At 55.2% G+C, this 16,128-nt stretch carries 15 protein-coding genes; 11 read left to right on the forward strand and 4 right to left on the reverse strand.

Going from position 1 to position 16,128, the window contains the following annotated elements:
* The first annotated feature begins 262 nt into the window (after positions 1-262).
* Genes ACR0B5_RS06070 through ACR0B5_RS06095 form a run of 6 tightly spaced genes read left to right on the forward strand, consistent with a single transcriptional unit; the run spans position 263 to position 4,952 of the window.
* Positions 263-2,248 carry a TonB-dependent receptor domain-containing protein gene (locus ACR0B5_RS06070; RefSeq protein WP_480539180.1) on the forward strand — a complete coding sequence of 662 codons (1,986 nt, stop codon included), beginning with the start codon at positions 263-265 and terminating at the stop codon, positions 2,246-2,248.
* 22 nt (positions 2,249-2,270) lie between these two features.
* Positions 2,271-2,708 carry a hypothetical protein gene (locus ACR0B5_RS06075; protein ID WP_480539182.1) on the forward strand — a complete coding sequence of 146 codons (438 nt, stop codon included), beginning with the start codon at positions 2,271-2,273 and terminating at the stop codon, positions 2,706-2,708.
* A 4-nt stretch (positions 2,709-2,712) separates the two neighbouring features.
* Complete coding sequence (locus ACR0B5_RS06080) at positions 2,713-3,378, forward strand: MotA/TolQ/ExbB proton channel family protein (RefSeq protein WP_480539184.1); 666 nt, start codon at positions 2,713-2,715, stop codon at positions 3,376-3,378.
* Positions 3,368-3,739: a biopolymer transporter ExbD gene (locus tag ACR0B5_RS06085; protein ID WP_480539186.1), complete on the forward strand. Its 372-nt coding sequence runs from the start codon at positions 3,368-3,370 to the stop codon at positions 3,737-3,739. The genes ACR0B5_RS06080 and ACR0B5_RS06085 overlap by 11 nt, the downstream gene beginning before the upstream one ends.
* Positions 3,736-4,131: an ExbD/TolR family protein gene (locus ACR0B5_RS06090; RefSeq protein WP_480539188.1), complete on the forward strand. Its 396-nt coding sequence runs from the start codon at positions 3,736-3,738 to the stop codon at positions 4,129-4,131. Before ACR0B5_RS06085 ends, ACR0B5_RS06090 begins: the two co-directional genes overlap by 4 nt.
* A gap of 38 nt (positions 4,132-4,169) precedes the next feature.
* Entirely contained in the window at positions 4,170-4,952 is a 783-nt protein-coding gene (locus ACR0B5_RS06095) for an energy transducer TonB (protein ID WP_480539190.1), read from the forward strand.
* A 529-nt stretch (positions 4,953-5,481) separates the two neighbouring features.
* Here ACR0B5_RS06095 and ACR0B5_RS06100 read toward each other — a convergent pair.
* From ACR0B5_RS06100 to ACR0B5_RS06110, 3 genes are all read right to left on the reverse strand, one after another.
* Positions 5,482-6,966 carry a BCCT family transporter gene (locus tag ACR0B5_RS06100; protein ID WP_480539192.1) on the reverse strand — a complete coding sequence of 495 codons (1,485 nt, stop codon included), beginning with the start codon at positions 6,964-6,966 and terminating at the stop codon, positions 5,482-5,484.
* Between the two features lie 302 nt (positions 6,967-7,268).
* Complete coding sequence (locus ACR0B5_RS06105) at positions 7,269-8,636, reverse strand: sensor histidine kinase (protein WP_480539194.1); 1,368 nt, start codon at positions 8,634-8,636, stop codon at positions 7,269-7,271.
* Positions 8,633-9,301, reverse strand: coding sequence for a response regulator transcription factor (locus tag ACR0B5_RS06110; RefSeq protein ID WP_480539196.1), 669 nt, complete (start codon positions 9,299-9,301; stop codon positions 8,633-8,635). Before ACR0B5_RS06110 ends, ACR0B5_RS06105 begins: the two co-directional genes overlap by 4 nt.
* A gap of 139 nt (positions 9,302-9,440) precedes the next feature.
* Between ACR0B5_RS06110 and ACR0B5_RS06115 the strand changes: the two genes are divergently transcribed.
* The 5 genes from ACR0B5_RS06115 (at position 9,441) to ACR0B5_RS06135 (ending at position 15,080) form a co-directional block, all read left to right on the forward strand.
* Entirely contained in the window at positions 9,441-10,529 is a 1,089-nt protein-coding gene (locus ACR0B5_RS06115; protein ID WP_480539198.1) for a tricarboxylate transporter, read from the forward strand.
* Positions 10,530-10,608: 79 nt separating this feature from the next.
* Positions 10,609-12,639, forward strand: a complete 2,031-nt coding sequence (locus tag ACR0B5_RS06120) for a tripartite tricarboxylate transporter permease (protein ID WP_480539200.1) — start codon at positions 10,609-10,611, stop codon at positions 12,637-12,639.
* Positions 12,640-12,726: 87 nt separating this feature from the next.
* Entirely contained in the window at positions 12,727-13,815 is a 1,089-nt protein-coding gene (locus ACR0B5_RS06125) for a 4-oxalomesaconate tautomerase (protein WP_480539202.1), read from the forward strand.
* A 51-nt stretch (positions 13,816-13,866) separates the two neighbouring features.
* A complete protein-coding gene (locus tag ACR0B5_RS06130; protein ID WP_480539204.1) occupies positions 13,867-14,103 on the forward strand; it encodes a hypothetical protein in 237 nt (78 codons plus the stop codon).
* Complete coding sequence (locus ACR0B5_RS06135) at positions 14,100-15,080, forward strand: D-2-hydroxyacid dehydrogenase family protein (RefSeq protein ID WP_480539206.1); 981 nt, start codon at positions 14,100-14,102, stop codon at positions 15,078-15,080. The genes ACR0B5_RS06130 and ACR0B5_RS06135 overlap by 4 nt, the downstream gene beginning before the upstream one ends.
* On the opposite strand, the gene ACR0B5_RS06140 is transcribed toward ACR0B5_RS06135, so the two are convergent.
* The gene (locus tag ACR0B5_RS06140; RefSeq protein ID WP_480539208.1) at positions 15,049-16,113 is read right to left on the reverse strand and encodes an AbrB family transcriptional regulator; all 1,065 of its coding nucleotides are present in this window, start codon (positions 16,111-16,113) and stop codon (positions 15,049-15,051) included. The two genes, ACR0B5_RS06135 and ACR0B5_RS06140, sit on opposite strands and share 32 nt — an antisense overlap.
* Positions 16,114-16,128: the final 15 nt, after the last annotated feature.

Genomic DNA, 16,128 nt, shown 5'->3' on the forward strand with positions numbered 1-16,128 from the left:
TGAGGCGCTGGCCCGGCCCATGATCCCGTCATTGGCCCGCTGGCAGTGACTGCAAACTCAGTCACGGAAATATGTTGACTCTTTTAGTAAGCTTTATTAGCGAGCACAAGTCATCGCTGAAAGGCGATTCCAAAAAACACCAAAAAAGACTGACCTTAGCCAGCGAACTGCAAGCATCTCCGGTCCTCAACCACTCGAAGGGACAGAAATGCGTGCTTCAATTCGAAAGGCGGGCCTGCTTGGCACCGCCTCTTGCCTCAGTATGATCGCAGCGGCCGTTTGGGCGCAGGAACAGGATGATGGGTTCCTGGGCACACTTGAGCTGGGCGAAAGCAAACGTGAAATCCAGACCGACACCGCAGTACCTATTACCAATATCGATCAGGAAGAGATCAATGACCGTCAGGCCAACACGGTTGCAGAGCTGATCGACACCGTGCCTGGTGTGACTCTGGTGAATGGCTCGACACCGCAGGGGTCTGGCATCAACATTCGGGGCTTCGGCGCCAACAGCACCTTCGGTACCGACCAGAAGGTTCTCATTCTGATCGACGGGGCAACAACCGGTTCGGAAGAGCTGTATCGGATCGGCAACCAACTCTTCACCGATCCGCAGCTTTACAAAAGCGTGTCGGTGATCCGGGGCACTGTCGGGTCGTTTGAATTCGGCTCGGGCGTCGTGGGAGGCGTGGTTCAATTGGAAACCAAAGACGCCTCGGATTTCACCGGCGGTGAGCCCGGCTTCCGGTTCCGTCAGACGTTGGAAGGCTATTCGAACGGAAGCGGCTTTGCCTCATCGTCGATTCTGGCGTGGCAGCCGAACGAGCAGACCGAGTTTCTGTTCAACTACACCTATCGCGATCAAGACGATCAGGAAGACGGGAATGGCGGCTCGATCGGCAACAGCGCCTTTACCCTGCCTTCCCTGTTGGCGAAGGGCAAATACAGCTTCGGCGACAATCTGGAGCATTCTATCACCGCATCATGGAACCAATCGACCTCGGAAGAACGGGACGTTCCATATGACTCATTCGGTACATCTGCAGACGCTTTTGGAAATGTGGATCGTGATATCGAAACCCGGATTGGCATCCTGCGATATCAATACCGGCCAGCAGACAACGATCTGATCGATTTGGATGTGAACCTCAGCTATTCCGAGCAGTCCATCGACAGCAGCTATGTTCCTGGCTCTTCCAGCTTAGAGGGAACTCCGTTTTTCCCAAGCATTCGGGCTCTTGCGGACGCGTCACATAACTATGAAACCACCAAACTGACGATCAAGAATACCTCGTATTTCCAAACTGGAATCGCTTCGCATGATCTTCGAGCCGGGATCGAGTTCATCAATCGAGAGCGTCTGGATGCTCCGTCAGCCCCGGGTGGGACCGATCGTCGGATTGCCTTGTTCGCAGTCGATGACATTCAGATCGGCGATCAACTGACCATCACACCGGCGCTGCGTTACGAAACGCAGGACATCAAGGGGGATGGCGATACAGCACCTTTCGATGAGAGCTACAATAACAATGCTCTGATGGGGGGACTGTCGGCGCGGTACGAATTCGCAAACGGTTTCGGCATCTTCGGCGGCGGTGCATACACTGAAAGCCTGCCCATCATCGACGACCTTGGTACCCCGGTATTCATGACCCAGCCCGAGAAATCGCGCACCTGGGAAGCAGGGTTTTCGTTCAATCGCGGAGATATCTTTGCCGAGGGCGACATCATACGCGCCAAGGTGAATTTCTACGACACTAACTTGCGGGATGTCACATCGTACAATCAGTCGAATCCGATTACCGGAGCATCTGTTCTTTTGGACAAGGTCGAAACGCACGGTGTGGAAATTGAAGCATCATACGCGAACGTTGGCGGATTCTATGTCGACTTTAACGCAAATGTCGTAAGCGGCACGGAAACCAATGAAAACGGGCAGGAGTCCCGCTGGCGCAACGAACCATCGGATTCGGGGCGGATCACATTCGGCAAACGGTTTGGCGAAACGCTTGATGTCAGCTGGGAGCTTTTCGGAGCCAGGTCTGGCTTTGATTCCTCAGGCGACCCGGTTGCCGGATATGGCGTCAACACATTGCGCGCGTCCTACTTCCCGCAAGAAGGCGCGCTTGCAGGGTTCGAAGTTAGGGCAGGTATCGAGAATATCTTTGACAAAAACTACCTGCCGAACCTGTCGACGCGCAATGCGCCGGGCCGGAACTTCAAGCTGACCGTGGCCAAAACTTTCTGATCAAGAAAAGAAAGGACCAGTTATGCGAATAGCGTCGAAAAGAAATGCTCGGTTGGTCCTGCTGGCCTTGCTCCCAATTCTGGGGGCGGGGCCTGCGTCAGCCGGAGAAACCGGTGGCGTTTCGATAGAGCTGAGTTCTGCGGAAGAACGAGACCAAAGCTGCCTGCTCAGCTTTTTGGTCGAGAATAAACATGACACCGATATCGAAGGCGCCGTCTACGAAATGGTCTTATTCGGCGAGGAAGGTGGCGTTGCTCTGCTCACGCTTCTGGATTTCGAGGATATGCCCGCAGGGCGTCCTAGGGTCCGCCAATTTCAGTTCGATGGAATGGCCTGCAACCAAATCACTCTTATCCTGATCAACGACGCTCAGGAATGTGCGCATCAAGGAGGCATGCAGAATGCCTGCATGTCGAACCTGACACTCAAAAGCCGCCTTGAAACGGAAATAATTGGATAGGCCAATGGATACGATCATTCAGAAATTGACAGACGTCCTCGCGCTTGGCGGGCCGGTTGTTGCGATCCTGATCGCAACCTCGGTCGCAACCCTGTCGCTCGTCATTTACAAGCTGTGGCAATATGCGGCCGCCGGCGTCGGTCGCCATATCGAGCTTTCTTTGGCGATTGAAGCCTGGGACCGGCAGGACCGGGCGGCTGCGGTGGCGCATCTGGACAAGAGCCAAAGCTATCTGGCCCCAGTGATCGCCATGTCGTTCAGTGGTGATAGCAGCACGCTGTCCGAGCGTGCCGATGCCGAGGCCGAAGCGCGCTTTGCCGGGCTTGAACGGGGCCTCAACGTGCTGGACATGGTGTCTCAATTGGCACCGCTATTGGGGTTGTTCGGCACCGTTCTTGGCATGATCGAAGCCTTCCAGACCCTGCAAGGCGCAGGCAATTCGGTAGACCCTGCACTGCTTGCAGGTGGCATTTGGATTGCCCTGCTGACAACGGCTGCAGGGTTGGCCGTCGCAATGCCAACCTCGCTTGTGCTGACTTGGTTCGAGGCACGCATGACGCGTGAGCGCATCTTTACTAACCGTGCCCTACGCACCGTTTTCGCACCTGGTCACGCCGCAGGATGCAAAGCGACCGGGATGCCAAAGGCAGCCCTTGCCCATGGCACTTGAGACCCGAACCAAGCGGCGCAAGCGCCTGTCGATGACCTCGTTGATCGACGTCATCTTTTTGCTGCTGCTGTTTTTCATGCTTACTTCAACATTTTCGAAATTCGGCGAGATTGAGTTTTCAACATCTTCGGCAGGCGGTTCAGACCAAGACATCCCGATCCGCTTTGTGAAGCTTGAACAGGATCGTCTTCTGGTCGACGGGACCGTAACAACCCTGGATAGCGTTACAGAGCTTTTCGACGGGACCTCCGAACAAATGGCATTGATCAGTCTCGGTCAGAACGCAACTTCGCAACAACTGATTGACCTGCTGACGGCTTTGAAAGGCGTGGCTCACCTACGGACGCAGGTGATCGGATGATGCAACTGAAACCAAAGGCGAGGCGAACCCGAGAACCCACAATTGCTCTGATCAACGTCGTCTTCCTGATGCTGGTTTTCTTCATGATTGCGGGTACGCTTGCCCCACCGCTTGGCAACTCAGTGCAACTGGTCGAAACGCAGAACCTTGAAGGGCGCGAGCCGCCAGATGCGCTCGTCATCCGTGCCGATGGTGTGCTCGAGTATCGCGGGGCCGAGCTGACAGATGTTGAAGCTTATGTTGAACGCGCTTCAATTGACCTGCCGCTGGAAGTAGTACGCTTGGTTCCCGACCGCGCGCTTCCAGCGGTGCGGCTGAAAGCGGTTAGTGATGCGCTTCGTGCCCTAGGCGCAAACAAGGTCTTTGTGATCACACAAAGAGCGCTGCAATGATCCCCAGTTCTCGCGCAATAGCCGCATCTGCGATCGTGTTGGCTGCTGCGACCCACGGTCTTGCTTTGCATGACTTTGGCCCACAAACGGTGACGCAAATCGAAGGTGGTGGCTCGGTCGATACAGCAGCACTCGGGACGTCCTTTAAGGATTTCACTGCTGGAACGATTGCATCTGCGCCGGCCTCGACCCGGAAAACGACTGTAGAGCCTGATCAACCAATTAAACAAGCAAACCCCGAGGGGCAGACAGCGAAGGCTGCAATACCTATCGCAAAACAGGTCGCGCCTTCGGCGAAAGGAGCATTGAAGCTAAAGGTTCCTCAAAAGGCAAGCCAGCCCGAATTGACCCAAGCCGAACAGCCTGAGGCTGAGCCCAAACGCAAAACTGCAAAGCCTCCCGTGCAAAACGCAGAACTTGAGGAGAAGAAAGTCGCCCAGCTCGCTGCAAAAGCAGGCAATGGTGAACGCGCTAGAAAAAAGGGCAGTACAACGGGCGAAAACAACAAGGGAGAAGCCGCCGCAGAAAAGACAGCCCGTACAACCTCGGCCCAGGGCAATGCCGATGCAAGCAACTACGCGGGCAAGGTCAAACGCAAGATTCTTCGTGTGCGACGCAAAAGCGTGAACATCCGCGGCGTGGTTCTAGTGACGTTTCGCATCGCTGACAGCGGAGCTTTGGTATCGGCCAACATTGCCCGCAGTTCAGGTTCAAAGCGTTTGGACCGGATCGCCTTGTCACAGGTGCGCGCGGCTGCACCTTTTCCAATTCCGCCTGCCGGGGCCCGTCGCCAGTACACTATTAAAATTTTTAGCAAGTAGAGGCGAATGCACGCGGCCGGAACGTTTCTGAGTACCATTAGATCAGCACCAGATTGCGACAACGCGAGTGCGAACGGTTAACTCGTAAAGGCCCACAGCTCCCGCTAGCCAAACAGCGCAACTGCCGTTTTGATGCTTCCGATGGGGGAGTTTTGCCAGCACAGTTTCGCGTCATCTTTTTACTAAATCCTTTTACAATTCCAGCAAGAGAACGAAAACACCCGCAACGTGCTAGAGGTTGCTTGGTGGAAGAGTACGATGAATCCGAGTCCGATCGACTGATGCGTTCGCTAGTCTAATGGCAGCTTTGTCCGCACTGCCGCCACCGAGCTAGCTAGGGGCGAATCACCAATCGACACAGTGCGCTAGATGTTAGCTAGGAGGCCCACACTCAGTTCTTTGGAGCATCGGCTCCAGCCGAGTGTCGCTTCAAACACAAATTTCTAAATGCGATGAAGCGCGAGCCAGATCAAAAAACCAATGTACAAAAAAACAGATACGTTCAAAACCGTATCGACGATAGAACCTGTCATTCGGAGACCTCTTTTGAAAGCGACTTGAGGAGACAGACCACAAGAATTGGCACGATGAATACAAACGCAATGGCCGAGAGTGCGATAATAGATCTGACAAGTGAAACATCGTTTACGAGGATCATGGCTAGGCCCAAAGCGCCGAGAACTATCCCCCAGATGGTTCGAACGCTCGGCGAGGGGTTTTCGTCTCCGCCTGTTCCAATCATTGCAAGTGTGAAGCCTGCGCTCACGACGCTCGTTACAACAAAGAGGAAAGCGGCAGTTATCGTCGCTATCTGCGTGATAGACTTCAATGGAAACTGTTGCAGGAGAGCGAATGTCGTCGCATCAAGGCTCTTTTCGTTGACCTCAAGAAGATGACCACTTCCATCCAAAACATCAAAAAAACCTACACCGCCGAGCACTCCAAACCAGAAAACCGAAAAAAGAGTGGGCGCAATTATGACCCCGGCCAGAAACTCGCGTATTGTGCGCCCCCGCGAAATGCGTGCAATGAAAATGCCTACAAATGGAGACCAAGCAAGCCACCAGATCATGTAGTTAAGCGTCCAGTCTTGAAACCAGGTGGAAATGCTCTGATCAAAAAATTCTGTTGTTGAAAAACCGGCAGGTATAACGTTGTAAACATAACGTCCAAAACCCGAGACGATCGAATTCATCACAAAAGACGTGGGACCGGCGACAAGCAAAAAAACCAAAAGACTGATCGCAATCGCCATGGCCAAATTGGACAGTTTCGACATTCCTTCTCCCAGATCACGTCTCAGAGGAATAAGGAAAGCAACGCACATGGCGGCAAAAATAATTGCTGTCAGATACGGAGAATTTGGTATTCCAAGAACTCCTGCCAGTCCTGTTTGAATTTGAAACACCCCCATGGCCAACGAACCCGCTAGGCCAACGGCTATGGCGACGACGGATAAGAAATCGAACAGCCAAGCCAATCCGCGAGTCCAAGTTTTCTCGCCGAACACGTCCAGTAGCGGAGCGCTGAGCAGCAACGAGCGCTCACGTCGAAATGCAAAATAGGCAACTATGAGTGCAACGACACCGTAGATGGCCCAGGCGTGGAACCCCCAGTTCAAATAGGTTACGAACATGGCGAGCCTTGCGGCTTCTGGATCAGAAGAAAAATCGCGTATTACCGAAAAGTGGGTGAGCGGCTCTGACACGCCAAAAAACAGCAGGCCCACACCCATACCCGCCGCGAAAAGCATTGCAATCCAAGCTGTAGTCGAAAACTCGGGCTCTGAACCTTCGGGTCCAATTCGGATAGAGCTGTACTTGGAAACTGCAAGATAAATTGCCAGTAACAAAAGTGCGCTGGCTTCGAGCATAATGAACCAGCCCCGGCTTTCGAACTGGATGGTGACAATTCTTGAGGAGACGGAACCCAAGCCATGCGGGTCGACAACACCCCATAGAGCAATACAGCTGCTGACGAAGAGAGCCGAAATCAAAAGCGCATTGACTTTCATATATTACCCAATCGAAGAAGAATGGCTTCGCTTAATCGTAGCAGCGATTATCCAGCTCTAATAGCTGGAAACGTTTCTTTCCGGATTGGAACAGATAGCCGTTTTATCCCGCTTCACAGTCGTTCGGTTCATATAGTCCAACCAATTCCACCCGATGACTGATTTGAGCTCAAAGGCGACATAGGCATAGATGTTGAGCGCCGCGTTCGTCGCTCAGGGCACAAAAACTGACTTTCGCTGGAATCGCAAATACGCGCTTTGATTTTGATGGGTTGCGGGTTCCGAGCAGAACTAGAAACAGCTTACAGGGCTATGGGGAGCTTAAGCGTAATGCTCGCACCTCTTTCGACTTGGTTGATTTCGACCATTCCTCCGTGGCGCTGCGCCACTGCCGAGACGATTGACAACCCCAATCCGCTGCCCTCGGAGTGCTCCAACTGAGAAAACCGATTGAATGCTGCTTCGCTTTGGTTTGGCGAAAGGCCAGCCCCGTCATCGGCCACCGTTAGCTCAATTTGTTTGCCCTCACGCTGCAGCACAACTGAGATTTGGCTCAACTTTGGGCCACCGTGTTTGATTGCGTTGTCCAACAGGTTCTTCAGAGCCTCAATCAGAAAGATACGGTCGCCGAAAACCGTGATTGCTGTCTCAGGCATCGTAACATCAAACTCGACACCCTTGGCGAGAATGTGAACGCCCATTTCCGCGCAGGCCTCTTCCACGACCGAGCGGAAGTCAATTTTATCCATTTGGTCTTGGTGCGTCGGCTGCCTGAGCCTCTCAAGTGACAAAAGCTGTTCAGCCACCGTTGCTGAGTTTTTTGCCGCCGCCACAAGCTCTGAGATGCGTTTTTCTCGGTCGTCGTCCGTTTTCGCGTCCTGCAGCGCTTCGGCCATCGACTGCACGGCCGCCGCCGGATTTCTCAGCTGATGTGCTGCTTCGGATATAAAAACTTGGTGGGCGTTGATACTATTTTCCACCTGTCCAAAAAGTCGGTTCAGGGTTCTGACAACTCCTTGAACTTCGATCGGGACAGGGCGCTTGATCTCACTGAGGTCATCTGGTGAACGCAGGTCAATTGCGTCCTGCAAATCCAGCAAAGGCCTCAAGCCTCGAGCGACGCCGAACCATACAACAATGGCGAGGGTGGCCAGCAGAATTCCCATAAGAATTCCTGCGCGGATTGACAGTTCGTTCGCGAAAGCGTTTCGATCGGCCATACGTTGCCAGACTGTAACTGTCGCATCTCCGACTAGGTTTTCTATGGTCACTCGTTCCGTCATCTTTAGAACACGCACTGGTTCTTGGCGGTAGAGCGCTTCGAAAAACCGTGGCTTGTACACCTCTTGATCAGACGGGTTCGAGGCTGCCGGCGGGTAGGCATAACCTGTCACATAGATGCCGCCGGGGCCCGTTACGTGGTAAAAAATCTCTCCGCCCGACGCGTCCCGGATCATGCTGCGTGTCGTTGGTGACAGCGCGTCACCCCCCGAAATCGCAACATCTCGCGATATTGCGAGGCCAGCAGATAACAGGCTGTCGTCGAACAATTCCTGAGCCGTATTCTGCGCAATCATAAAACGCCAAAGACCGAGCAGGGCGGCAATCAGCACCAAGGGGGTTAGGATAAGAATGAAAAGTCTTAACCTGAGCGAGCCGTGATTGATCACTTCTGCACCTCAAGCAGATATCCCAGACCACGAGCTGTCTTAATTCTAATACCGAGATCTTGAAGACGTTTTCTCAGCCGAGATACATGAGGTTCAACGGCCGAGGCCTCCACATCGGCACCAACGCCATAGACGTAATCTGTAAGTTGGCTTTTGGGAACAATTCTGCCCCTGCGCTCTAAAAGGCATTCAAGCACCGCGATTTCCCGCCGCGGAATATCCAGAACTTCGCCCTGCACACTAACCTGTCGGGCAGCGCGGTCAAATTCCAGACCTCCAATGCTCTCCTTTGCGCCGTAGTCGAGATCTTTGCGTCGAGAAAGCGCCCGGATGCGTGCTTCCAACTCGTCCATCTCGAACGGCTTAACCAGGTAATCATCGGCGCCCATATCCAACCCCGAAACCCGGTCGCTTGTTTCGGCACGTGCCGTCAGCAAGATCACTGGTACGCCGTCACCGCGATTGCGAAGGGATATCAGGATCTCCAACCCTGACTGTCCGGGCAAATTGATATCCAGAACAACCAAGTCGGCACCCTCTTGCGCAAGATACAAGTCAGCCTCGTCGCCATCCGTAAGCACTTCTGCCGCATGACCGCGGTCACGCAGACGATAAGCAATAGCGTTGGCGAGGGTCTCGTTGTCTTCGACGATGACGATCCGCATCGGGTCTCCTGCAAGTTTCGCGCAAGGTTGGCGCTCCATGATTGCCAGATGGGAGGGGGAATCAACCCCACAGTTCTATTTGCGATCACGGTGGCGCAGAGGGCGCTAGCGTGGTTGTTTGGTCAACAGGGAGGAACCAATGACCATTTCCAACTTCACCCGTCGCGCCGTCGTGGGGCTGATCGCCGCCGCCGGTATCGCCGCACCTGCCGCTGCCGAGGTCGATTTCTCGGGCAAGACAGTTGAATGGGTCATCCCGTTCTCGGAAACGGGCGGGTCTGCCAAATGGGCCAATTTCTTTGCGCCGCTTCTGTCCGAAGCACTGCCGGGTCAACCGACTGTTGTCGTGAAGTTCATGCCCGGCGCCGGATCGACCAAAGGCGCAAACTGGTTCCAAGAGCAGAGCCATGACGATGGTACGCTGCTGTTTGGCACCTCCGGTTCAACTCAATTCCCGTATCTGCTGAGCGATCCGCGCGTGCGATATGAATACAACGACTGGATTCCGGTGATGGCGTCGGGAACCGGTGGTGTTGCCTATCTGAACGCCGAGGATGGAGCAAAGTTTGATGGCTCTGCGAACGCGCTGAAAGATACCAACTTCATCTATGGTTCGCAGGGCGCGACACGTCTTGACCTTGTGCCGCTGCTGGCATGGCAAATGCTGGGTATGAACGTCGAGCCTGTCTTTGGCATCAAAGGCCGTGGCGATGGTCGTCTGATGTTCGAGCGCGGCGAAGCCAACGTCGATTATCAGACCTCATCCGGTTACCTGGGTGGTTCGGCCCCGCTGGTTGAATCCGGTCAGGCTGTGCCGATGATGACCTGGGGTGCTCTGGATGCAGATGGCAATATCGTCCGTGACCCGACCTTCCCGGACATCCCGACATTCAAGGAAGTATGCGAAGCCACCGATGGCTGTGAAACCAGCGGTGAGGCGTGGGATGCGTGGAAAGCGTTCTTTGTAGCCGGTTTCCCGGTGCAGAAGCTAGCCTTCCTGCCGGGCGATACACCTCAGGAAGTGGTCGACGCATACACCGCCGCATTCCAGGCAGTAACCGAGCGCGGCGACTTTGCCGAAATCTCCTCGAAGCGCGTGGGCAAGTATCCGGTGTTCGTCGGTGACGGCTCTAAGGCGGCGCTGCAAACCGCGACAAATGTCGACGACAACGCCAAAGCTTACGTTTTGAACTGGCTCAAAGAAGCCTATGGTGTCGAGCTGAACTAAGCCCAGACACCACCGCGCGTGCCCCAATGTCGGGCGCGCGCTTTTCCAAACACAAGACAGTTTATGAAAGGCGGCCGCTATGGAGGTTTTCGCCACAGCTCTTCCTGCGCTCAGTGATGCGTGGGGTCTGATCCTGCAACCTATTGTTCTGGGTTATCTTATTCTCGGTGTCGTCATGGGACTGGCCGTAGGTGTTTTCCCTGGGCTTGGCGGTATTGCTGGTCTGTCCTTGCTGCTGCCTTTCATGTTCGGCATGGACCCTATCCTCGGGTTGGCGTTGATGATCGGAATGGTTGCCGTTGTTCCGACCTCTGACACCTTTGCATCGGTTCTTATGGGCATCCCCGGCAGTTCCGCCTCACAGGCGACGGTGCTGGACGGCTTCCCGATGGCGAAAAAGGGTGAGGCCGCGCGTGCATTGTCAGCGGCCTTTGCGTCATCGCTGTTTGGCGGTTTAGTCGGCGCAACCTTTCTGACCATGTTCATCCTGATCGCGCGGCCAATCGTTCTGGCATTCGGCCTGCCCGAGATGCTGATGATCACTATACTTGGTCTTTCCATGGTCGCCATTCTTGCCGGACGTATCCCGCTAAAAGGCGTTGCCGCCGCTGGGCTGGGCCTGATGGTCGGCACGATTGGCGAGGCGGATGCAGGTGGCTCGCTCCGTATGGCCACTTATGACATTCCTTACCTGACCGACGGTCTGAAATTGGTCATCGTTGGCTTGGGTATCTTTGCGGTGCCGGAAATCGTCTCGCTGTTGCGTCAAGACCGATCCATTGCCAAGGGCGCTTCGCTGGGAGCTGGTTGGTTTGATGGCGTCAAAGACTGGGCTGCGAACATTTGGTTGTCGGTCCGCTGTTCGATCATTGGCGTGGTTGTCGGTGTCATTCCTGGTCTCGGAGGCTCGGTTGTTGACTGGATCGCTTATGGCCATTCGGTCCAATCGACCAAAGACAAAAGCAACTTTGGCAAGGGCGAAGTGCGTGGCGTCATCGGGCCCGAAAGCTCGAACAACGCCAAAGAGGGCGGGGGGTTGGTCCCAACGCTGCTATTCGGCATCCCCGGCTCGGGTTCGATGGCGATCTTTATCGGCGCAGTTGCGCTGTTGGGATCTGGCGATATCGAGGTTGGTCCGAGCATGCTCAAGGATAATCTCGATATCACCTATTCGATTGTCTGGTTGCTAGCTCTTGCCAACGTGGTGGGCACCATCCTGTGTATCGCGGCCTCTGGCGGGATTGCCAAACTAACGACGATCCGCTTCACCTATCTGGCGCCGTTTCTGTTCATGCTAATCAGCTTCGCGGCATTCCAGTCCGGTCAGAATTTCGAAGACCTTCTGGCCCTGTTTGTCATCGGCCTGATCGGCATCTTCCTGCGCCGTTTCGACTGGTCGCGCCCGGCCTTCCTGATTGGATTCGTGCTGTCCAACCCGGTTGAGAAGTTCACCAACCAGGCGTTCCAGATCGCCTCTTTCCGCTTCCGCAAAAGCTTTGGCGAAGGCATGGAGTACGTCTTCAGCCCGATCGTCATCGTCCTGATCGTGGTCACCGTGGTTTCGGTTATTCTTGGCATTCGTCAAGCCAAGATGATCATGGCCGAAGGTGAGGTCAAATCCGGTAGCAAGCGCGCGCCGCTGATCTTCCTGCTGGTGATCATGGCTTACCTGATCGTGGCGTTGATCAATGCCAACATGATCCCTGACTACAACATGACCGACAAGATCATCCCGCTGGTGATCGGCAGCGTGTCGCTGTTTTGCTGCGTCATCCTGTTGATCCAGATGATGCGGCGACCCGAAGGGGATGCAATCTTTGCTGACAAGGAACTTGCCGGCGAGGATGCAAGCGCTCCGCATGGGCTTTGGTCAACGCTCGCTTGGTTTGCAGGTCTAATCGCGGCCACGTGGTTTGTGGGGTTCATCTTGGCGTTGATCGGGTTCCTGATCGCATTCTTCCGCATTCGCGCCGGGTCCAGCTGGCAGATGACGCTGCTCCTGACGGCTTGTGGCATCGGTTTCATGTGCTTCATGGCTGGCGCTTTGAACCGGGATTTCCCGCCGGGTCTGCTGCAAGACATGGTGAACCTGCCATGGCCGCTCAAGTAGGCGCTCCATGTTTGTCCGGTCTGCCAATCTGGCGGCTGGGCAGCACAGAAATCAGAAATTTCAACGGTTTGTAAAGGAGGGTTCGCAATGACCCAGACAGCAATCCCATATGTTTTCATGCGCGGCGGCACTTCCCGAGGGCCTTATTTTCGACGCTCTGATCTGCCTGAAGATAGGGATAAGTTGGCTGATGTTCTGGTCGCTGCCCTCGGGGCTGGGCAAGCGCTCAATATCGACGGGATCGGTGGCGGTAACGCGGTGACGACCAAAGTGGCGATGCTGTCTGCCAGCGAGGACGGCTGGGCCGATATCGACTATTTCTTCGCGCAAGTTTCTGTTGAAGAAAAGCTGGTCGATTTCAAACCCACCTGCGGAAACATCCTCTCAGGAGTTGGTCCAGCTGCGATCGAAATGGGATTGTTTCAGCCCAACGGCGATGAGACCGAAATCCGCATTCGCGCCGTCAATACAGGCGCCCGCGTCGTTGCCAAAGTGCAGACCCCGGGCGGCGAGTTGGTCTATGAGGGTGACGCGGAAATCGCCGGAGTTCCCGGCCATTCTGCACCGGTGAAACTGAGTTTCATGGGCGTTGTGGGCTCAGCAACAGGTGCATTTCTGCCCACTGGAAATTTGCGCGATACAGTGCAGGGGATCGAGCTGACGTGCATGGATGTCGCTATGCCGATGGCGATAGCCCGGGCGGCCGATTTCGGACTGACAGGATATGAAAGCGCCGAAGAGCTGGATGCCAATCGTGCTTTCTTTGATCGGATGGAGGCCGTGCGGATCGAAGCCGGGGAACGGATGGGTATGGGGGTCGTATCGAAATCGGTGACTCCCAAATTCGGCCTGATGGCCCCCGCCAGAGAGGGTGGAACCCTTGCGGTTCGGTATTTCATGCCATGGAAAACCCACCCAACTATGGCCGTAACGGGAGCGCAATGCATTGCGTCTTGCGCTTTGACGCCCGGAACCGTCGCAGACGGGTTGCTTGATCGCCCGGATTCAAGCCCGGCTGACGTTGTGTTGGAGCACGCCTCAGGCCAGATCGAAGTTCTGGTGGACTTCTCAAACGACCAGGAGTTCAACGTCAATGCCGCCGGTCTGGTGAGAACAGCGCGTAAATTGGCGGATGGGCATGTTTATGTACCGGAATCTGTGTGGAACGACAGTTGAAAAGGCGGCTCTCCAAAAGTATACTATGGTATACATTATGAGGATGCCTCGATGGATGACTATTCTGAATGCCTCGATATCGCGCGTCAGGAACTCAGGCTGGCGCAGTCGGCTCTGCGGAGGGACATCGCGGACTACCCGACACCGATTGCTGGGTGCGATGAGCAATTCAACCATTTGCTGGATCAGCGCGAACGTGTTCGCAACGCATTAGAAGCGCTCGACACACGTCATTTTGTGCCGACACCAAGAAAACTAAGCACCGAGCAGGGTAGAGATAGTCGATGAAAGTTCACATTCTGGATGATTGGTTTGACACTCTGCAGGGCCTGCCCTGTTTTGAGAAGCTATCTCTCCATGACGTGAAGGTCTGGACAGACCATGTCGAAGATACCAGCGAATTGGCTGAACGCTTGCAGGAGGCTGAGGCGCTGGTGTTGTTTCGCGAGCGCACCAAGATCACCCGCGATTTGGTTGAAAAACTCCCAAACCTGAAATTGATCAGTCAGCGCAGCGTGTATCCGCATGTTGATGTGCAGGCATGCTCGGATAACGGTGTGCTGCTTTGTTCGAACATGCATGGCGGAACGCCCTCATATGCAGCAGCTGAACTGACATGGGCGCTGATCATGGCCGGGATGCGCGATTTGCCAGCGCAGATGGCCTCGGTCAAAGCTGGGCGTTGGCAGGCCGGGGTTGGCAAGACCCTGAGAGGGCGGCAACTGGGGCTCTATGGATATGGTCGCATCGCCCGCGCCGTTGCTGGTTACGCCGAGGCATTCGGGATGAATGTGGTCTGGTGGTCTTCGGACGAAGGCCGGGCAAGGGCGCAGGCAGACGGCGTGCAGGTCGCAGCAAGCCGCGAAGCGTTCTTTGCCAATAGTGATGTTGTGTCTGTCCATGTTCGCCTGAAGCCAAACACAAACGGCATCATCACAGCGTCGGATTTCTCGCAGATGCAACCCGGGGCGTTATTTGTGAACACCTCCCGGGCCGGGCTGATTACTACGGGTGCTTTGTTGGATGCGCTGAACGCGGGTCGCCCGGGCAAGGCCGCAATCGATGTCTTTGATGCCGAGCCCCTGACGGACCCGAATGACCCTTTGCTATCGCACCCAAACCTGATCGCGACACCGCATATCGGCTTTGTGACCGAGGACGAATTCGATCTGCAATTCGCAGATATTTTCGATCAGGTGAACGCCTATGCTGAAGGCGCTCCCATTCACATGATCAACCCCGAGGTTTGGACCAGCGCAGGATAAGATTGGCCACTATAGGCGCGCCGATGATCACCAGCACGATCCTTGTCAGATGGTGGGTGATTACAAAGCCCAGATCCACGCCCGAAACGATAGCTAGCACTGTCATCTCAGCCTGCCCGCCGGGGGCAAAGGCCAAGAAAGCCTCGACCGGTTGGCCGAAGCCCAACGTGGTGACAACAGCAGTGAAAGCGGCTGCAAGGATGGCAAGGACGATGACATAGGCGAAGCCTGCTGCAACCACCCGGCGGAGTTCGACCCAAGTGACGCCCACGAACTTCACGCCCATCCCGCAACCGATGAAGAACTGCGCTGCAAGGATGGCCTCGCGCGGTGGTCGGGTATGAATGAAATCCCCCAGTGATAGGGCTGCTGTCAGGATCATCGGGCCGAGGATGGATGCTCCGAACAGGCCGATCCGCTCACCGCCTTTCCAGCCTATAAGGGCGGCCAGGACCATCAGCACCAGTTCATTTATTGGCAGGTCACGCGCAGGCTCTCCGATTGGGTTGGTGAGTTGGGCATCGTAGAACACTGTCAGAAACAGCGGGGCTAGTGTCACTATGATCAGCACGCGCGTACCGTGGATCAGGGAAAGTGTACGCGGGTTGGCGCCTGCTTCGGCTCCAAAGATGATCATGTCCTGCAATCCGCCCGGCATGGCGGCGTAAAATGCGGTCGTGGTGTCAAACCCCCAGATCCTGCGAAAGAAGGGCACGCCCACCAGTGCGATCAGCAGGATGAAGAACGGGACCAGTGCAATAGACGCGGCCATTCTCGGCAGCTCGGCGAAAAGGGCAGGGGTAATCGAAGCCCCAACTGCAACGCCGAGTATGGTGCGCGCTGCAACCGAGACCTGACCAAAACCTTCCATAGGGGCATGCGCCAGGGCAGCGATCAGACACGCGCTCATCGGGCCGAAAAGAAAGGGCAGCGGCAGGTTCAACGACCAAAATACTCCGGTGCCCAGTAGTGCAAGGACCAGTGTTACGGCCCGCTTTGTCAGGAGAGAAGGTGTTTTGTTTTGGGTGGGCAAGGCGCGGCTTCCGAC

It is taken from the genome of Ruegeria sp. AG1, from assembly GCF_056541705.1.